Origin of the sequence: Vibrio sp. Scap24, from assembly GCF_013394185.1 — a bacterium.
Lineage (GTDB): Bacteria > Pseudomonadota > Gammaproteobacteria > Enterobacterales > Vibrionaceae > Vibrio > Vibrio pomeroyi.
Genome location: NZ_CP041333.1, coordinates 1,470,794 through 1,489,496 on the forward strand (window position 1 = coordinate 1,470,794; position 18,703 = coordinate 1,489,496).

The window sequence follows — 18,703 nt, forward strand, 5'->3', positions numbered from 1 at the left end:
CTTAAACAATACTTAAAAAAAACAATCAATAAGCAACCAATTTACAACGTCAAAGAAGCGCACTATGTCATCAATCACAGTTACTCAGTTCAGAAACTTCATTCCCAGGAAACGAGAACGCTATCCCGCCTCTAAAAACGGTATCTTCATGGTATCGAAGGGCAGCATTTCTTTCGTGCTACCCAATGGCACTGAAGCCTCGTTACAAGCGGGCGATTTCACACTTTACAATTCTGGTCAGATTAAAGACATCACGGTTAACACGGAAAATGGCGAATTTAGCGCAACCTGCTTAGATTTCGATTTGGCTATTTTTCAGAAATTCATCAACCAATTCAGCGACCTAGAATCCACTCGAATCCCAGACAAATACATCAAGTTCAATCAAACTGATACTGAAATCTACCAGTTGAAAGAGCTCATCATGTCGCTCGCCAATTCTTCTTCTCAGAATGACTACGCACTCACTCAATTAGGCTTAAGTTTGCTGTCACTGATGGTAGAGCAATATCCTGCTCTTTTGGTCATCATCGCTCGAGCTTCGAGATTAACCGTGACGCAAAAAGTCATTCACTACATCGAACAAAATATAGAAAACAATATCTCTTTAGACACGCTCGCGAGTTACATGGGAATGTCGCCAGCAACGCTCAAACGTCGCTTGTCTGCTGAAGACCTGTCGTTTTCAAATCTGCTGAAGATCAAGCGAATTGCCCACGCCGCCACGCAATTAAGAACATCGGATAAGTCGATTACTCAAATTGCTTATGAATCTGGCTTTAAAAGTGCCGCTCACTTCAGTACTGCCTTTAAAACTTATCACGGAAAAACGCCAAAGGACTTCCGTTCGTTAATTGCACGAGCGCAACAACAAGGCATTAAACCGCCCGTCTAAAGAGTAGGGAAACAAGTTAATTAGGCGCAAGTGGTTAAGCTTTGGCGTTGCACCATCTAACTATGATGGTCAAGCCACCAGCGACGTTGAAGTGATCGGTTATGACCAAAAATATGACTTAGGATCTTTTTCTATTTCAGCAAGAATAGCATCAAGATCCTTCGATTTAGGAAGGTAGGGATAAGGTCCCCAATTGACGGAATCAGTTTCGGCATCGTCTTCAAGCGGCACCATCACCAACCAACAAGATAACGATTCATCAAAGGTCACGCAGGCGATCTCGTTTGTATAATCACTATGAGATGAGTCGAGCAGATAATGCGCCTGAGAAAACAGCACACCGCCCTCACACTCTTCATATAGGGATTTGCCTAGCTCTACCGGTAAATTGCTATTTCGAGAAGTACAGAGCCTCTCAGCTCCAATTAAAAGACGATTCAGTTCTATATGAATAACGGACATAACACCCCTTGTAACTTCATAGAAACTTCTAAGTAGTGAATTCCTCTACTTAGCTTAGGACTCAACGAACATTTTAGCGAACCAGCGAAAACAAAATAGCCGCCCCGCTCCCAGAAACGAATCCTTCTTATCCAAAGTTATCTTACTTTCAAAAACGAACCCGGCAGCTATACATCGAGCGTATAGAATTTCACAAAAGTGTCATATAACCGACCTATCATATGCGACAAATGTTATTAACTAGGAGTTGTTTATGTTACGAGTCGCGCTTGCCTCTCTTTTATCCTTAGCCCTGTCTTCTCACGCTGCTTTTGCACAAGAAACCAATATTTCGGGCTCCACTTCGGTATCACGAGTGATGGATGTATTAGCTGAGGAGTACAACAAGACTCACCCTGATAACTACATTGCGGTTCAGGGCATCGGTTCTACAGCAGGCATTACCATGGTTAATAAGGGTGTGTCTGATATCGGTATGAGCTCACGCTACTTAACGGACCGTGAACAGAGCGACAAACTGAAAGTGTTCCCGATTGCGTTTGATGGCCTAGCTGTCGTAACCAACCGTTCGAACGGTGTAAGTAACGTTACTCGTGAACAATTATTCGATATCTACAAGGGCAAGATCACCAACTGGAAAACTGTAGGTGGTGCAGATCAGCCTATCGCGGTTGTGACTCGTGAAGCGTCTTCTGGTTCACGTTACAGCTTCGAAAGCCTGCTTGGTTTAACAAAAATCATTAACGACCGCCTAGTGTCTGACATCAACCCAAATAACTTGGTTGTAAACAGCAACAGCATGGTAAAGACAATTGTTAACCATAACCCACACGCGATTGGTTTTATCTCTGTAGGTTCTATCGACCGTTCGATTAAAGCAATCACATTTGAAGGCGTAGAGCCGACATCTAAGAACATTGCCAACCACAGCTATGAACTGGCTCGCCCATTCTTATTGCTACACAAAACAGACTCTGTTTCTGAAGAAAGCAAAGACTTCATCAAGTTCGTGAAGTCAGAGCAAGGGCAAGATCTTATCGAAGAGTACGGCTACACTCGCATTAAATAAGTGAGTGAGTTTTATCTTATGAAAACAAAAAGAGAGAGCATAATGCTCTCTCTTTTTTTTGAATCTTTATAAATCGCTTCTTTACAAATCACTTAGAAGTGAAGTTGAATCACCGAAACGATAACAGCACCAGGACGACGAATGCCTTCGATTTCTACGCGAATTTCACGCTCAATCTCTAGGCCTTTCTTAATTGGCGTCACTTTTGTTAGCGTACTTTTAGCACGAACGTTGCTGCCTGATTTTACAGGGTATGGGAAACGTACTTGGTTAAGACCAATGTTTACAACCATCTTCGCTGTTGGGAATTGAGACTTGTCGGGGTCAACGCTGTCAGTAAGGCGAGGAAGCAGAGACAAAGTTAAAAAACCATGTGCGATGGTTGTTTTGAACGGAGAGTCTGTTTCTGCCTTAGAAGGCTCAGTGTGGATCCACTGCATATCTTCAGTCACAAGGCCGAACTGGTTAATACGGTCTTGACTTACATTGATCCAGTCGCCAGTATGGATAACTTCACCGATCTGCTGATTAAGCTCGTCAAACACAAGCTGTGCTTCAGGCTTTAAAACGATCGGTTGCTCCACAGGCATCTCTGGTGCATCTTCATTTACTGCAGGTTTGTGGTGATCACGAACCCAAGCAAAGAAATGGCTATTTTGCGTACGATTAAGAAAGTCACCCCAGTAATCTCTAAGAGCTGGAGACATCCATTGCATAAACTCTGAGTGTTGCGAAGACACGCTGTCGCCTCGGTGTTTAAATAAATCAATGACTTTCATAAGAACCTCAATGCACAAAAAATTTCAATATAACTTCGTAATTTTGAAACACTTCACACTATTGTGCAAATGTTTTCGAGCATACACCCGTTAGCTGAACCTTGCTATTTTTATAATAAACAGACACTTACTAATAAAACATCATTTTATTACAAATCCCAATTTAGAGTGTTAGCTCTATCACATAATAAACATTTGATTATATAAATAGCGTTTTTATTCACAAGTGGAATAAAAAAGGCTTAGCGCAATGCTAAGCCTCAGTTTTTATAAGGGATTAATTTTCACAAGGGATTCGTTTGGGGCTTACTTTTACAAGAAAGCCACCTCCCTTCAAATTAACTTATCCTATTCGTCATCCAGTGGAATCAACTTGGTATTACCACCGTGTGCCTTCTCACGCTTACGTTGCACGAATGCGTAGAAGCCAGGGATTAGGAACGTACCCGCCAGTAACACACATAGCAAACCACCAATCAGTGAAATACCCAGAGAGTTCTGGCTCACGTGACCGGCACCCGCAGCGAAGATAAGCGGGAAGATACCTAAGATGAACGACCAAGACGTCATGTTTACAGCACGGAAACGTAGCGTACCGCCCTTCACAGCCGCATCTTCAATTGGTGCGTCTTTCTCTTCACGTTCTACTTTCGCGAATTCCACAATCAAGATTGCGTTCTTCGCGGCCAAGGCTATCAAGAGAACCAAACCAATTTGTGCATATAGGTTCAACGGTGTGCCTGTTAGGTTCAACGCCAAGAATGAACCTAAGGTTGCGACAGGTACTACTAAGATAATCGCAATCGGTATGGTCCAACTCTCATACTGAGCCACCATGAACAAGTAGATGAAGATTAGCGCCAATGCGAACGCAAAGATTGCTTGGTTGCCTGCAAGAACTTCTTGGTAAGCCATACCAGTCCATTCGTACTGGTAACCTTGTGGTAGAACTTCTGCAGCTACACGTTCCATCGCCGCAATCGCATCACCACTTGAGTAACCCGGTGCTGGTTGGCCTTGGATTACTGCACTACGGTACATGTTGTAACGCCATGCTACATCTGGTTCGAAGATCTGGTCGTAAGTAACAAGCGTGCTTAGCGGGATCATCTCACCATTAGACGAACGTACGTGGAATCGTTGTAGATCATCCATGCTGCTACGGTGATCACTGTCAGCTTGCATGGTTACACGGAAGTTCTTACCAAACATGGTGAAGTCGTTCACGTACAACGAACCAAGGTTACCTTGTAGTGTTTGGAAGATTTCCGACAACGGAATACCTAGCTGCTGCGCTTTCTCACGGTCAATATCGACATAGTAGTGAGGTACGTTGGCGCGGAAGGTACTGAATGTGTGTGAAATCTCAGGCTGTTTGGTCGCCTCAGCAATCACGTCATTCATTACCATCGCAAGATCAGTACGGCTACGACCTAGCGTATCTTCAAGAACAAACTCAAAACCAGACGCTGCACCCATGCCCGGTACCGCTGGCGGTCCCATAGCAAATACAATCGCTTGAGGCAGTTCAGTGGCCGCTCGACCATTGATACGCTGTGAGATAGCCTGCGCTGAATGTTGACCATCCAGTGCGTTACGCGTATCCCAATCGTGAAGCTTGATGAACATCGACGCACCATTCGATGCAGATGCACCCGTCATGAATGCGTAGCCGTTAACCAGTGTTACACCATCAACACCCGGCTCTTGCTCTACCATCTCTAGTAATTGCTCAGTCACATCTTCTGTACGAGACAATGATGCCGCGTCAGGAAGCTGCACGTTAACCAGCAAGATACCTTTATCTTCTTGAGGTACGAACGCCGTAGACGTTGTTTTCGCGAAGTAAGTAACAGCAGCCAAAGCAACAACGAAGAAAGTGAACAGCAGAACGCCTTTCTTAACCAAGAAGCCAGCAATTTGACCGTATTTGTTAGTAACGGATTCTAGACCACGGTTAAACGCTTGGTACCAACGAGCTGTGTTACCACCACCCTGCTTAAGAACCAATGAACACAATGCTGGTGACAACGTTAGTGCGTTAATAGAAGAGATAACAACGGCGATACAGATAGTCAGAGCGAACTGACGATACATAATGCCGGTAATACCAGGCAGCATCGCCACTGGAATGAATACCGCAAGTAGAACTAAGGTAGACGTAATGATCGGGCCAGTTACTTCTTTCATCGCGATAAGCGTGGCTTTACGCGGTGAAATTGTTGGGTCTTTGGCCATCGTGGTATCAACGTTCTCGATAACCAAGATCGCATCATCTACTACGATACCAATCGCCAATATCAAACCAAACAGGGTTACCGTGTTGATGGTAAAGCCCGTCATCTGCATGATGGCAAACGTACCGATCAAAGATACTGGAATCGCGACGACAGGAATCAAGGTTGCACGCGCACTACCCAAGAACAGGTAAGTAACGGCGATAACCAGTAAGATAGCTTCGATCAGCGTTTTTACTACCCCTTTAATCGACTCAGCAACGAAGACTGTCGTGTCGTAACTCGCTTCATAAGCAACACCTTCAGGGAAGCTTTTGCTTAGGTTGTCGAGCATCGCCATTACCGCTTTACCACTTTCCAGCGCGTTAGCGTCTGACTGAAGTGACAGCGTTACGATCGAAGCATCTTGACCACGGTATTTACCATTACCATCGTAGAACTTTTTACCAAGCTCAACACGTGCAATGTCTTTTAGGTAAACCGTTGAACCGTCTTGAGTTGCACGAAGAACAACATTTTCAAACTCATCAGCCGTTTCTAATCGGCCTTTGGTTACCAAGTTGAACTGCACTTCTTGAGCATTGTTATAAGGTGCGGCGCCAATACGACCAGCAGCAACTTGAACGTTCTGTTCTGCCAAGGCGCGATTCACGTCAGAGGTGGTGATATTCAGGTTAGCCATCTTCTCAGGATCTAACCAAACACGCATTGCGTATTCGCCACCACCCAGAACATTAACTTCACTAATACCCGACACACGTGCCAATTGGTCTTTAATGTTTAAGTTAACGTAGTTGATCAGGAATTGATCGTCGTACTCACCGTTTGGCGAATAGAAGTTCAATACCATCAAAAGGTCCGGTGAACGCTTTTTAACGGTAACACCCACCATTCTAACTTCTTGAGGAAGCTTCGATTCGATTTGAGCAACTCGGTTCTGAACGTTGACCTGAGCCATATCTGGATCAGTACCAACATCAAAGGTCACATTAAGGTTGTATGAACCATCATTAGCACTCTTAGAAGACATGTAGATCATATCTTCAACGCCGTTGACCGACGTTTCTATGGGGTCGGCTATCGCCTGTTCTACTACTTCAGCACTCGCACCTGTGTAGAATGCGGTCACACTTACAGAAGGCGGGCTGATTTTTGGATATTCCGCCACTGGCAAGATAGCGAGAGAAATCGCACCCGCCAGCGTTAAGATTATGGATATTACAAGGGCAAACTTAGGCCTTTGAATAAAGAAACGACTCAACATAAATAAGCCCCTTACTCAGCTTTTTCAGCAGCAGGTTGAATGCGAACAGACATACCATTACGCACACGCTGTAAGCCTTGAGTGATAACTGCATCGTTCTTCTCTAGTCCAGAGTGAACAATCACACCACCTTCAACCTGACGACCCATCTCAATGTTTCTACGCTCAGCCACAGGAGCAGCTTCGCCTTCAACTAACACCATAACAAAGTCGCCTTCAAGGTCGGTTTGAACCGCGCGGCGAGGAATAGTGACGACGTCAATAGATTGCTTCTCACGCAGATCAACACGAACGTGCTGACCAGGAAGCAATTGCTGGTCTGGGTTATCGGCAATCGCACGCATCGCGATCGTACCAGTGTTTAGGTTGATACGGTTGCCTAAGAAATCGAGCTGACCTAGGTGTTCGAATGCTTCACCATTTTCAAGCATGATTTGCACTTCAACACGATCAGAATCGCTGCTGCCGTCACCTTCAATACGGTCCATGCCTAACTCAATACGCTCACGCTCACTAATGCTGAACGATGCATGGATTGGGTCTAGGCTAACCAAAGTCGTCAGTACACCTGAAGACGGTGAAACTAGGTCACCTTTACTAACTTTAGTGTCACTGATTCTTCCAGAGAAAGGCGCGATAATTTGGGTGTGAGAAAGTTGAACATTCGCGGCGTTTAACTGAGCTTGGCTTGCTTCTAGTTGTGCTTGAGAACCTAATAGGTTTGCCGTCAATGCATCAAATTCCGATTGAGAAATACTGCCCTTAGGAAGTAGGTTCTTACCACGGTTGAAATCAAGTTCGGCTTTTTTAAGGTTGGCATTCGCTTGAGCAACAGCCGCTTTCGCGCTTGCTACTTCCGCTTCAAATGATGAAGGCTCAATTGAGTAAAGCAATTGACCCTTCTCGACCATTTGGCCTTCTTTGAAGTGACGGCTTTGTAGATAACCCGAAACCTGCGCCGTGATCGCCGTGTCTTCTACGGCTTCAATACGACCGATATACGACTTACTTTGCTGATGAGAAACAACGCTAACATCCTGTACAGCTACGAGAGGTAAAGGCGCTTGCTTGGCATTCTGAGCATCTTGCCCACATCCAGCAAGAATAAGAGAGCTTGCAAGAGCCGTAAGGATTAACTTTTTACGCATGGTTATACCGTCACTTATGAGAAATTGAACAGCATAAAAGTTACGTAACACAATTGCTTCAAATGTCCGAGGAATATCAATTATAACTCGCAAAAGTGTTTCAACGTGTAACGAGAAACCTGATGCTTATAAAACACTTACAAGTAGATAACAAAATCACCTCAAATGAGCCTTTCTCGCTCTTAGGAGTTAGGGCGTGTTGACCTTTCGCGGTTAAATTTCGTTCGGATGGGGACGCCTAGTCAAAAGCGGTTTAATCGCGGCGAGGGGGAATTAGCCTAGTCATTCTAAGCAAATCCCCCTCAACAAAGAGTAAAACGCTTTTTGCGGGGGCGCCCAGCTCGAACCCTTCGGGCAGCGTTTGCTGGTCATTTCTACTGCGTTATCGGCTTCTCATGTAGGCTAGCTACACATCGACGCCTCTGCCTTGTATAAACACCCAGCAACTCGCTGCAAAAATCAGCTCGAAAGGTCAACACGCCCTAGGTATATTGATTAACATCATGTATCTTCGTAGATAAGTATTCATATTTAATTACTTAAGGTAATTCACATGATTTCAAAATGGGCTAAACGTTTTTATCAAATGGCGGAGCTGGTTGGCTCTTGGAGTAAAGATCCATCCACTCAAGTTGGTGCTGTGATCACCAAACACAACCGTATCGTTTCAGTAGGCTTTAACGGTTACCCTCATGGTGTATCGGATAGTGCTGATACTGATGATCGTGAGATGAAATACCTAAAAACCTTACACGCTGAAGAAAACGCAATCTTGTTTGCTAAGCGCGATTTAGACAGCTGTGAAATCTGGGTGACTCACTTCCCTTGCCCAAACTGTGCAGCGAAGATCATCCAAACAGGTATCTCTGCGGTTCACTGCCCTGAGCAAAGTGAAGATTTCCTTTCTCGTTGGGGAGACAAGATCAAGGTAAGCCAAGATATGTTTGAGCAAGCTGGCGTGCAAGTCGATTGGTTGCCAATTGCTGACTTAGACTAACTTCGGTTGGTTGACCTGTTTATTGATTGATTAAGAAGATACAAAAAAGCCGAGAGTCGATAATATCGCTCTCGGCTTTCTTTTTTATTCGGCTAGTTCATTCACAAATGAAGCGAGGATTATGCGGTAGCTGGAAACTCTTCAGCGTACGCTTCCATGAAGTCTTTTCGGATATCTTGCTCTAGGTGAATCGCTTTTTCAGTCGGGCAGAAAATCATAAAGTGGACTTCTTGTTCACCCGTTGAACTGCTCGTGATGTGTATGTGCGGCTCAGAACCTGGAAGGTCGACGCCAGCGTGCTTTTCGATTACACCGTTATAACGACGAGCAACATCGATAAACTCTTCACAATGCTCTTCAATTTTTACGATAAGACCCGGCACCATTGGGTAGAGGTTAACGAAGTCTTTCACTGTCACTGTAAAGCTATGATAAACGTAACGCTTCATGAAGTTGAGATTTTTTACAGGATAAGTAAAGAACATGCTGTTAGGCAGCGTAGCGGTCTTGCCTGTGAAGTGGTATTGCCCATGATACAAGTCGATTTCTTGAATCACAGTCGCCATCAAGTTGTGTTCAATCACCTCACCACTGATTTTACCCACCTCAATCCAGTCTCCGATTCGGAATGAACGTGAACTCGCACGTTGAATCGAGCCAGTAAAACACAAGATGATCTCTTTCGAAGCCACAACTATCGCAACGGCAATCGCAGTCACAGACAGAGCAAACTCACTGATTTCAGATTTCCAGAGAATAAACAGCGTAATGACAATAATCGCAAAGGTGCCGTTTTTGGTACGGGACATCCAGTTACGTTGTTCTTCGCTAAGGAAAGCGACATCACCTCTAATTCGAGACAAGGTGATTCGGCGGATGATTAAAATAAGACTGATAATCAGCGCACTAAAAATAAACTTATGAGCGAGTAGAAAATCTATTACTTGCCACACTTTTTCCATTACTTAATCCTTAGCATTACAACAGTTAGCTTTACAACGATTAGCTTTACGAGAAAGCCGCTAATATCAGAGCTATGAAAAAGCGCTCAACTCCGGAGCGCTCATGTTCATTCTGGTACTAGCCTAGCTAAGGCTATCATTTTATCTGGGCAGAAGTAATAAATTGGCCAAAAGTTTCACACCAAATCACAACGGTATTAAATCGATTAAGATCAACACCTTCTGGGAGAGCAACCATAAATCGGTCGAATGTTTTTACATCTCCAACTCTCAATAACTCACTCTTGCTGTCATTGAAGGCTTGTTCGGTTTCAATAAATTTTGGAGAGAGGTAAACCTTGTAGTCCGGCCCCGGCGCCAACTCGCCTTCAAACGCAATCGCATTTTCAGAAACCGAGACGATGCCTTCTCCCCAGTGTAAGAAATCACTATCTTGGCGATCTTTACTGAATTCGCCTGTATAAATAGCTTGTTGTGAGATAGCTTCAACTGAACTCGAAGATGGAGAATCAGGTTCAATCAAGATAGGCAATGCATAAACACCAAGCCCAAAACCAACAGCACCCACGGCTAAGTGGGTGCAAAGTAAAACTAACTTTTTCATCGCGTACTCCCTTATGCTTAAAGAGAGTATTATTGAATACTCTCAAAAATACAAAGAGATATCGCGTTATAGGCTGCTATTTCTGGTAATGCAGAGCAGTACGTTGAGACAGTTCAACAATCACTTTTACCGCTTGTTCCATACCTTGGATGGTAATGAACTCATGAATACCGTGGAAATTATAACCACCAGTAAAGATATTCGGACATGGTAGCCCCATGAACGATAGGCGAGCACCGTCTGTACCGCCTCGGATCGGTTTGATCATTGGCTCAACATCGCACTCGATCATCGCTTGCTTCGCCAACTCAATAATGTGTTGGTGCGGCTCAACCATCTCTTTCATGTTGAAGTAACTATCAGTCAGTACCAACTCAACATGGCCTTTCTCTAGGCGCTCGTTCAGTTCATCGACTTTCTGTTGCATGAACACCTTACGCGCTTCTACACCCTCACGCTCAAAATCACGGATGATGTAACCCAATTCAGAGCGAGCAACGCCCATTTCAGCCGATTTCAGGTGGTAGAAACCTTCATAGCCTTCTGTGCATTCAGGGGTTTCTTGTGCTGGCATCATCAATTGAAATTGCGCAGCAATGTTCATAGAGTTCACCATCTTACCCTTTGCGGTACCTGGATGAACGTTTACGCCATGACAGATAACATCAGCACTTGTGGCATTGAAGTTCTCAAATTCCAACTCACCGACTGGACCACCATCAATGGTGTACGCCCATTCAGCGCCAAACTTCTCAACATCAAACAGGTTCGCACCACGGCCGATCTCTTCATCTGGCGTGAAACCAATGCAGATGTCACCGTGTTTAATTTCAGGATTCGCCTTTAGGTAAGCAATCGCACTAATGATTTCAGCGATGCCCGCTTTGTTATCGGCACCCAGTAACGTCGTGCCGTCGGTTGTAATAAGGTCATGACCATGCAGAGCATCAAGATCTGGATATTGGCTTGGGTTTAAGCATTCTCCACTTGTGCCTAGCTCAATCGTTCCACCTTGGTAATCTTTAATCACCTGCGGCTTCACGTTTGCGCCTGATGCGTCAGGAGCGGTATCCATGTGCGCGACAAAACCAATCGCAGGTACTGGGAAATCGACGTTCGACGGCAGTTTCGCCATCAAATATCCATTTTCATCTAAAGACACATCAACTAACTCTAATGCGATCAATTCTGACTTTAAGGCTTCAGCAAAGGTGATTTGCCCCGGTGAACTTGGGCACTGCTGATTAGAAGGATCGGATTTGGTATCAAAAGTAACGTAATTCAGAAAACGTTCGACTAGCTTTTCCATAATTCATCTCACCATGGATTAAGTAATTGATTTACTGACTTAATACTTAATATAGATAAGTATTTTATTGTTAGGAAATTACCTACGCAGAGTCAGTAGCGAGGTTTTTCATATTACGCCCCTGACCATCTATGTAATTGCTCTAAATCATTATTGTGCGAAATTAGCCGAGCTTCCTATACTTGAAATCAGAGGGTTTCGTCAGTTCCAATATTGCATACGGATGATAAGAGATCGCTTTGTACGCATTCTACGCCCTCCGCTCTCAGCCTAAAAAAAGTACAAAGTGGATGATGATCACAATTTATCCCTGATGCAGAATCTGTCATACGTTACACGGAGACACAGCTATGACGATTAATAAGTATTTTATTTTTTCTCCTCAAGCCTCTGAGGAAGCACTTCAACCAGTATTGACTGAGAAAGAAGTTCAAAGGCAGGAAGCTCTAAGGCTCGCGCAAAGCCAAGGTGGGTTTGATACCAACGCGACCTCGTAACTTGATAATACTCAGAACGTATTTATAGAACCCCTAATAAAGAGCTCTACTTCTCTATGATGTAGAGCTCTTTGTCTGTAGACCTTTCTTCTCTATTTCCAATAAATCCTATTCAGGCGGCAGCCTATTCGCACGATTTCATTTCCGACCTTCGCCTATACCTACACCTATAGTTACTCGAGTACATCGCCATCTCATTTGTCACGCTGAGAAATGACTCATTAAACTTCCCTAAGCCATACCTTGTCGTGCCATTTTGTGCTAATAATTCATATTCGTTTTCATTCCTCACTCGCCCTCTTTTCAAATACTTTTATGCGAGTACCAGAGAACTTAACCACAGGAATCCCGAATTCAATGGAATATTCAAAACTAGGAAGTAGTCAAATTCCCGTTTCCCGAATCTGTCTTGGTAGCATGACTTGGGGGCTGCAAAATACGCAACAGCAAGCCGACCAACAGATCGAATACGCACTAAGCCAAGGCATTAACTTTATTGATACGGCAGAAATGTACGCGGTTCCGCCTTCTCCAGATACCTACGGCAAAACAGAAGCAATTATCGGCAACTGGTTATTGCGTAATCCGCAACGCCGCCAAGAGTTAATCATTGCGAGTAAAATAGCAGGGCCAGGACTACCTTGGGTTCGAAATGGTGGCCCGATAACGGGTGAAGCCGTGATCGCCGCGGTTGATGCGTCATTACAACGCCTGCAAACCGACTATATTGATCTTTACCAACTTCACTGGCCAAATCGCACCACACCTCACTTTGGTAAACATTTCCCTAATCACATTCGATTCAGCGATATCGACCGAAAGCAGCATGAAGCGGAGATGTTGGAGATCCTTCAAGCATTAGCGAGCTGTATTAAGGCGGGTAAGATTCGTCATGTCGGCCTTTCAGATGACACAACTTGGGGCATTAATACGTACCTTAAGCTGAGTGAGAAACACGATTTGCCGCGCATGGTCTCTATTCAGAATGAATTCAGCCTACTGCACGCAAAAGATTGGCCATATTTGATTGAGAACTGTGTGCATGAAGATGTCGCTTACCTGCCGTGGTCACCTTTGGCTGCAGGCATGTTAAGTGGTAAATACATTGATGGTGCAAGGCCGGAAGGCAGTCGCTGGACGTACATGCAACGTAAAGGCATTTTCCGCGACACTGAATCTGCAAACGAAGCGGTGAAAGGTTATGTTGAAGTGGCAAATGCACACGGGGTTACGCCAAGCCAATTGGCATTAGCATGGTGTAACCAAGTCGACGGTGTTACCTCGACCATTATCGGTGCAACCACTATGGAACAGTTAAAAGAAAACGTGGCAGCGTTCAGCAAGCCTCTTTCTGAAGAGATCCTGACCGATATCAACACGGTGTTTAAGCGCTACCCTGCTCCGTATTAAGCTGTCAGTTAAACTTAGGTAAGAAATCCCATAAGAGCGCGCTATTTAGTGCGCTTTCTTTTTTTAAGTGGGTCGCTTTTGCTTTTTATATGGATCGCATTGAGTCATCACGCTTTTGGTTATCCAACCTTTGCTCTATAATGCGCGGGCTTATATCTAGGATAAAAACATGATTTCAAAAAACCAATTAAAACTCCTTCGTGCTTTGGGCCAAAAGAAACAACGTAAAGCCCACGGCCTGTTTCTAGTTCAAGGTGAAAAGAACGTTCTTGAACTGTTCAATAGTGACTTAGTCGTAAAGAACGTCTTTGCTACTGCTGATTTCTTATCTGAGAATCACGCATCACTGATTGAGTTTGATTGTGTTGAAGCCTCGCTAGACGACCTAACTAAAGCAAGCACTCTAGTAAGTAACAACGCCGCGATTGCTGTGGTTGAGATTCCAAAGGTTGAATTACCAGAAGCGACAGGCTTAATGATTGCGCTGGATGGTGTTTCTGACCCAGGTAACCTAGGTACAATTATTCGCGTGGCAGACTGGTATGGCATTAAGCATATCGTTGCGAGTAGAGATTGCGCAGACCCATATAACCCTAAAACGATCAGTGCAACTATGGGTAGCTTTGGCCGAGTACACGTAAGCCAAACGGACTTACCAGCTTACTTAGAGCAAGCAAACCTGCCTGTTTACGGCGCGTTTTTAGAAGGTGAAAATGTTCATAAGACTGACTTCACTGCGAACGGTATTTTACTGATGGGTAGTGAATCTCACGGTATCCGTGAACATGCAGCTAAATACGTGACTGACAAGATTACGATTCCAGCATTCGGTGGCGCAGAATCTCTAAACGTGGCGATGGCGACAGGTATCATTCTTGACAATATGCGTCGTCAGCATAGCTAATCAATTCAAAGTTAACGACTAGCCAGAACTCACGAATATAAAGAGCAAGATTCCCTATCTTGCTCGTCCCTCGCAGTAGGGAATGATGTGAAAATACAGTTTCGAGATAAGTTCATATCAGCCGTCATCCTCGAGAAGGAGGGACGACTGAGTCGGGGATCTTTTTTAGGTGAGGTTTATTTCAGATAGCAGAATTACTTTTCTAGCATTGCCAACTTATCAGACACACCATTCCACTTTTCAGCGTCATCCATTGGTGCTTTGACTTCCGTTTGTACAGGCCAAATTTCAGCAAGCTCAGCATTCACTTCAATAAAGATCTTTTGATCTTCTGGTAATTCATCTTCTTGGAAGATCGCTTGAGCATCACATTCAGGTACACATAAACCACAATCGATACATTCGATTGGGTTAATTACCATGAAATTCGGGCCTTCATGGAACGCATCTGCGGGGCACACGGCCACACAGTCTGTGTATTTACATTGAATACAATTATCGCCTACGACAAATGCCATGATGCTCTGCTCTATAAGTTAGTCAAAATTGAAGAATGGGGATAATACTCATCCCAAAGCAAAATTCAACATCATACGGCTCTAATATCGTGTCTATTTGCTCCATGTTTCCAAATTAGTATGACAGATAAATCAATTTCTCGTAAAATGCGCGCCATTGTGAGCTTATCGCTTCTTTAAACATCGGCGTTTTCATCAAACCTGAGTTTAGAAGTGGTCTAGCTAAGACACCTATAAAAAACGAGACATCGAAATGATACGTTTAACCGAAATTAAACTTCCACTAGACCACGAAGAGTCTGCCATTCAAGACGCGATTGAAGCGAAGCTTGGTATTAACTCTGATCAGGTACTTTCTTTTAATATCTTTAAACGTGGCTACGATGCTCGTAAGAAATCGAAGATCCTACTTATCTACACGCTGGATGTTCTCGTTGAAAACGAAGCTGAGCTGCTAGAGCAATTCATCAGCGACCCGCACGTAAAAGTTACTCCAGACATGGAATACAAATTCGTTGCTAAAGCCGTTGAAAACCAAACTGAACGCCCTGTTGTTATCGGCTTTGGTCCTTGTGGTTTGTTCGCTGGTCTAGTGCTTGCTCAAATGGGCTTCAACCCAATCATCGTTGAGCGTGGTAAAGAAGTTCGTGAACGTACTAAAGATACCTTTGGTTTCTGGCGTAAACGTACTCTGAACACAGAATCAAACGTGCAGTTTGGTGAAGGCGGCGCAGGTACATTCTCTGACGGTAAGCTCTACAGCCAAGTGAAAGATCCAAAACACTATGGCCGTAAAGTAATCGAAGAGTTCGTTGCAGCTGGCGCACCAGAAGAAATTCTGTACGTAAGTAAGCCGCACATCGGTACCTTCAAACTGGTTACCATGATCGAGAAAATGCGTGCTTCTATCATTGAACTAGGTGGCGAAATCCGCTTTAGCACTCGCGTAGATGACGTTCACATGGAAGACGGTCAAATCACTGGCTTAACGCTTTCTAACGGTGAAGAGATTAAGTCTCGCCACGTTGTACTAGCCGTTGGTCACAGTGCTCGTGACACGTTCGAAATGCTACACGACCGTGGCGTTTACATGGAAGCGAAGCCTTTCTCTGTGGGTTTCCGTATCGAACACAAGCAATCAATGATTGATGAAGCTCGCTTCGGCAAGAACGCAGGCAACCCAATTCTAGGTGCGGCGGACTACAAACTGGTTCACCACTGTAAGAATGGCCGCACTGTATACAGCTTCTGTATGTGCCCAGGTGGTACTGTAGTTGCTGCAACATCTGAAGAAGGCCGCGTAGTAACAAACGGCATGAGCCAATACTCTCGTGCAGAACGTAACGCAAACAGTGCCATCGTTGTTGGTATCGACCCAGAACGCGATTACCCAGGTGACGCACTGGCTGGTATCCGTTTACAACGTGAACTAGAAAGCGGTGCTTATGTTCTTGGTGGCGAAAACTACGACGCACCAGCACAAAAAATCGGTGACTTCCTGAAAGGTCGCGACCCAAGTGCAATCGGCGAAGTACAACCGTCTTTCACACCGGGTATCCACCTAACAGACATTTCAAAAGCGCTGCCTGATTTTGCTATCGAAGCGATTCGTGAAGCAATCCCAGCGTTCGAGAAGAAGATCAAAGGCTTCTCTACGCCAGACGGTCTACTAACAGGTGTTGAGACTCGTACGTCTTCTCCTGTATGTATTAAACGTGGCAAAGACTACCAAAGCATCAACCTTAAGGGCCTCTTCCCTGCAGGTGAAGGCGCAGGCTACGCAGGCGGCATCCTGTCTGCTGGTATCGACGGTATTAAAGTCGCGGAAGCACTTGCGCTGTCTATGGCAGAACAGAACCAAGCTGAGAAGATCGAAATCGCTTAGGGTTCCACTTCTAAGCTACTAAAGCGAGATTAGCCAAAACGAAAAATCCAGTGTCGGTAAACACTGGATTTTTTATTGGGAACAATTTATCGGTGTTAAGTACTCACTCGAGTAGCCTTACTCGCAGCTTTCTTTTGACCAGTTCACACCGTCATCTGAACACTCAAATCGACTTGTTCCATTCTGGTAGTAATAACCTTTAGACCAGTTACCTTGAGAATATCTAGACGTTATCGTTTGAGTATAATCGAACGGCGTATTTTCAATGTACGCATACTTATGTCTATTCCAACTATCAGAACCGTATGAAGCATTGTCATTAAAATCGACCGATAGGTAACTTAGTGCATCAAAGTCGCCGCGAGAGACACTATTCAATGTATCCCCTAGATCAACCCACTCTGGGTGTGGCGCGTTGTTCTCAAAATTAAATTTCGCTTGTACCTGAGTAAACTGATCTTTGTAATCACCAACAATGTCTGCCGTCAAGGTTTGCATGAAACCTGCACCAACATCTTGACGAGAACAACTTTCCCAATCAGGTTGTTGAGACCCAGCACGGTTCATCACACCAAAGGTAGTCAATGAGTTAGGCAGAACCTGCTGCTTGATGGTCTCTTGTACTGAACACGAGTACTGCGCCCCATCGCTACTCAATGAGAACAAAGCTTCCTTGTCATACTCTAAGCCATTTTTCTTCTGACCATTACGCTCAAAATGTTCACTTAAAACCAGTTCTGTCTGCAAGTCGGCTGAAACTTCATGTTCGATCACAATCAGCTTGTCCGCTGTCATCACTGTTTTAACTTTGTACCACTTATTAATTTCGTTCTTCTTGGAGTAATCCCAATGTTGCCAGTAATAATCAACATAAGCTTGCTGGGCTGTTGGGTTCTCTTTTTGAATCTCTTTGGTCTCTTGATACGACTTTTTAATGGCAGGCATCATCTTCTGCGCTAAATCGTAGAGCTCAGTGTTTTGAGTTTTGACGAAATCACCATACAAGTCCTCTACGGCAATGTTGTATCGGTTCGCAATTCGGAAGTCATGCTCTTTCACATTTTGGATAATGCTATTTTGGGTGTTCACCGCTTGCTTCAAAGCAGAGCAACTATTTAACCCACCTTTATACAAGTCGGCTTGGATTTCATTCCATAAAACGGTGGTCAGTGGTGTCGTAGACTTAATTTCTTGGTTGGAACTCACCGTCATTACAGGCGGAAAGATTAGCTGATAAGGTTCATTAATGGGCGAGTTGGGGCTATCCGCATCAATAGCGCCTACAGGCACGTTCACTACGATTGGGGCGTAGTCCATACAGTCTGAGTTAGAGCCCGTTAAAGATAACTCATAGCTGCCTTCATCGTCTGTGATACTGCTTGGCTCACCTTCATCTAATACACCGTTATAATTGATATCCAAAAACGCAGTCGCCCCTGAAATATAACCATCGATAGCCACACCTTGTAAGGTTTTCGTTTGAGCTACTGGTGTACTGGTACTGCTGCTACCACCGCCTCCTCCGCCACAAGCCGAAAGGCCACCAGCCATAAGTGCGATAGAAATAAGCTTAAGTTTCATTCGATTAGATCCTAATGAAATAGATTAATGAGTGGGCTGTCATTGGGGGGATGACCGAAAATGACTTGGATAGTCATGCTGAGTCATAATAACGATTGGTATTAGAAAGAAACATGAAAGGGTGATAGGCAATTCATGCATGTTTTCATTTTGACCGAGAAACTAGAAAGGGGAATACGCTT

16 protein-coding genes are annotated in these 18,703 nt (G+C 44.4%); 7 read left to right on the plus strand and 9 right to left on the minus strand.

Annotation, left to right across the window (positions count from 1 at the left end):
* Window positions 1–64: 64 nt before the first annotated feature.
* Window positions 65–895 (plus strand): AraC family transcriptional regulator, encoded by an 831-nt coding sequence (locus FLM53_RS21950; protein WP_017633338.1) that lies wholly within the window; start codon window positions 65–67, stop codon window positions 893–895.
* Window positions 896–994: 99 nt separating this feature from the next.
* On the opposite strand, the gene FLM53_RS21955 is transcribed toward FLM53_RS21950, so the two are convergent.
* Window positions 995–1,357 (minus strand): DUF3024 domain-containing protein, encoded by a 363-nt coding sequence (locus tag FLM53_RS21955; RefSeq protein ID WP_055319352.1) that lies wholly within the window; start codon window positions 1,355–1,357, stop codon window positions 995–997.
* Between the two features lie 253 nt (window positions 1,358–1,610).
* On the opposite strand from FLM53_RS21955, the gene FLM53_RS21960 reads away from it, so the two are divergent.
* Window positions 1,611–2,426 carry a phosphate ABC transporter substrate-binding protein gene (locus tag FLM53_RS21960; protein ID WP_176679404.1) on the plus strand — a complete coding sequence of 272 codons (816 nt, stop codon included), beginning with the start codon at window positions 1,611–1,613 and terminating at the stop codon, window positions 2,424–2,426.
* Between the two features lie 92 nt (window positions 2,427–2,518).
* Here FLM53_RS21960 and FLM53_RS21965 read toward each other — a convergent pair whose 3' ends face one another.
* From FLM53_RS21965 to FLM53_RS21975, 3 genes are all read right to left on the minus strand, one after another.
* Entirely contained in the window at window positions 2,519–3,205 is a 687-nt protein-coding gene (locus FLM53_RS21965; protein ID WP_123300660.1) for a MaoC family dehydratase, read from the minus strand.
* 348 nt (window positions 3,206–3,553) lie between these two features.
* The gene (locus tag FLM53_RS21970) at window positions 3,554–6,706 is read right to left on the minus strand and encodes an efflux RND transporter permease subunit (RefSeq protein WP_176679403.1); all 3,153 of its coding nucleotides are present in this window, start codon (window positions 6,704–6,706) and stop codon (window positions 3,554–3,556) included.
* Window positions 6,707–6,717: 11 nt separating this feature from the next.
* On the minus strand, window positions 6,718–7,854 hold the full coding sequence (locus FLM53_RS21975) for an efflux RND transporter periplasmic adaptor subunit (protein WP_176679402.1): 1,137 nt from the start codon (window positions 7,852–7,854) through the stop codon (window positions 6,718–6,720).
* A gap of 553 nt (window positions 7,855–8,407) precedes the next feature.
* Between FLM53_RS21975 and FLM53_RS21980 the strand changes: the two genes are divergently transcribed.
* Entirely contained in the window at window positions 8,408–8,851 is a 444-nt protein-coding gene (locus FLM53_RS21980) for a dCMP deaminase family protein (protein WP_017058015.1), read from the plus strand.
* 119 nt (window positions 8,852–8,970) lie between these two features.
* Here the strand turns inward: FLM53_RS21980 and FLM53_RS21985 are convergent, their stop codons facing one another.
* From FLM53_RS21985 to pepT, 3 genes are all read right to left on the minus strand, one after another.
* On the minus strand, window positions 8,971–9,813 hold the full coding sequence (locus FLM53_RS21985) for a mechanosensitive ion channel family protein (protein WP_176679401.1): 843 nt from the start codon (window positions 9,811–9,813) through the stop codon (window positions 8,971–8,973).
* A 136-nt stretch (window positions 9,814–9,949) separates the two neighbouring features.
* Window positions 9,950–10,417 carry a DM13 domain-containing protein gene (locus FLM53_RS21990; protein ID WP_176679400.1) on the minus strand — a complete coding sequence of 156 codons (468 nt, stop codon included), beginning with the start codon at window positions 10,415–10,417 and terminating at the stop codon, window positions 9,950–9,952.
* A 76-nt stretch (window positions 10,418–10,493) separates the two neighbouring features.
* Window positions 10,494–11,726, minus strand: coding sequence for a peptidase T (pepT, locus tag FLM53_RS21995; RefSeq protein ID WP_176679399.1), 1,233 nt, complete (start codon window positions 11,724–11,726; stop codon window positions 10,494–10,496).
* Between the two features lie 350 nt (window positions 11,727–12,076).
* On the opposite strand from pepT, the gene FLM53_RS22000 reads away from it, so the two are divergent.
* From FLM53_RS22000 to FLM53_RS22010, 3 genes are all read left to right on the plus strand, one after another.
* Window positions 12,077–12,223, plus strand: a complete 147-nt coding sequence (locus FLM53_RS22000; RefSeq protein WP_008215590.1) for a hypothetical protein — start codon at window positions 12,077–12,079, stop codon at window positions 12,221–12,223.
* 357 nt (window positions 12,224–12,580) lie between these two features.
* Complete coding sequence (locus FLM53_RS22005; protein WP_176679398.1) at window positions 12,581–13,633, plus strand: aldo/keto reductase; 1,053 nt, start codon at window positions 12,581–12,583, stop codon at window positions 13,631–13,633.
* 169 nt (window positions 13,634–13,802) lie between these two features.
* A complete protein-coding gene (locus FLM53_RS22010; protein WP_176679397.1) occupies window positions 13,803–14,537 on the plus strand; it encodes an RNA methyltransferase in 735 nt (244 codons plus the stop codon).
* 194 nt (window positions 14,538–14,731) lie between these two features.
* Here the strand turns inward: FLM53_RS22010 and fdxA are convergent, their stop codons facing one another.
* Window positions 14,732–15,055 (minus strand): ferredoxin FdxA, encoded by a 324-nt coding sequence (gene fdxA / locus FLM53_RS22015; RefSeq protein WP_017631334.1) that lies wholly within the window; start codon window positions 15,053–15,055, stop codon window positions 14,732–14,734.
* 253 nt (window positions 15,056–15,308) lie between these two features.
* Between fdxA and FLM53_RS22020 the strand changes: the two genes are divergently transcribed.
* Window positions 15,309–16,940 carry an NAD(P)/FAD-dependent oxidoreductase gene (locus tag FLM53_RS22020; RefSeq protein ID WP_176679396.1) on the plus strand — a complete coding sequence of 544 codons (1,632 nt, stop codon included), beginning with the start codon at window positions 15,309–15,311 and terminating at the stop codon, window positions 16,938–16,940.
* Window positions 16,941–17,057: 117 nt separating this feature from the next.
* On the opposite strand, the gene FLM53_RS22025 is transcribed toward FLM53_RS22020, so the two are convergent.
* Window positions 17,058–18,521, minus strand: coding sequence for a hypothetical protein (locus FLM53_RS22025; protein ID WP_176679395.1), 1,464 nt, complete (start codon window positions 18,519–18,521; stop codon window positions 17,058–17,060).
* Between the last annotated feature and the right edge of the window lie 182 nt (window positions 18,522–18,703).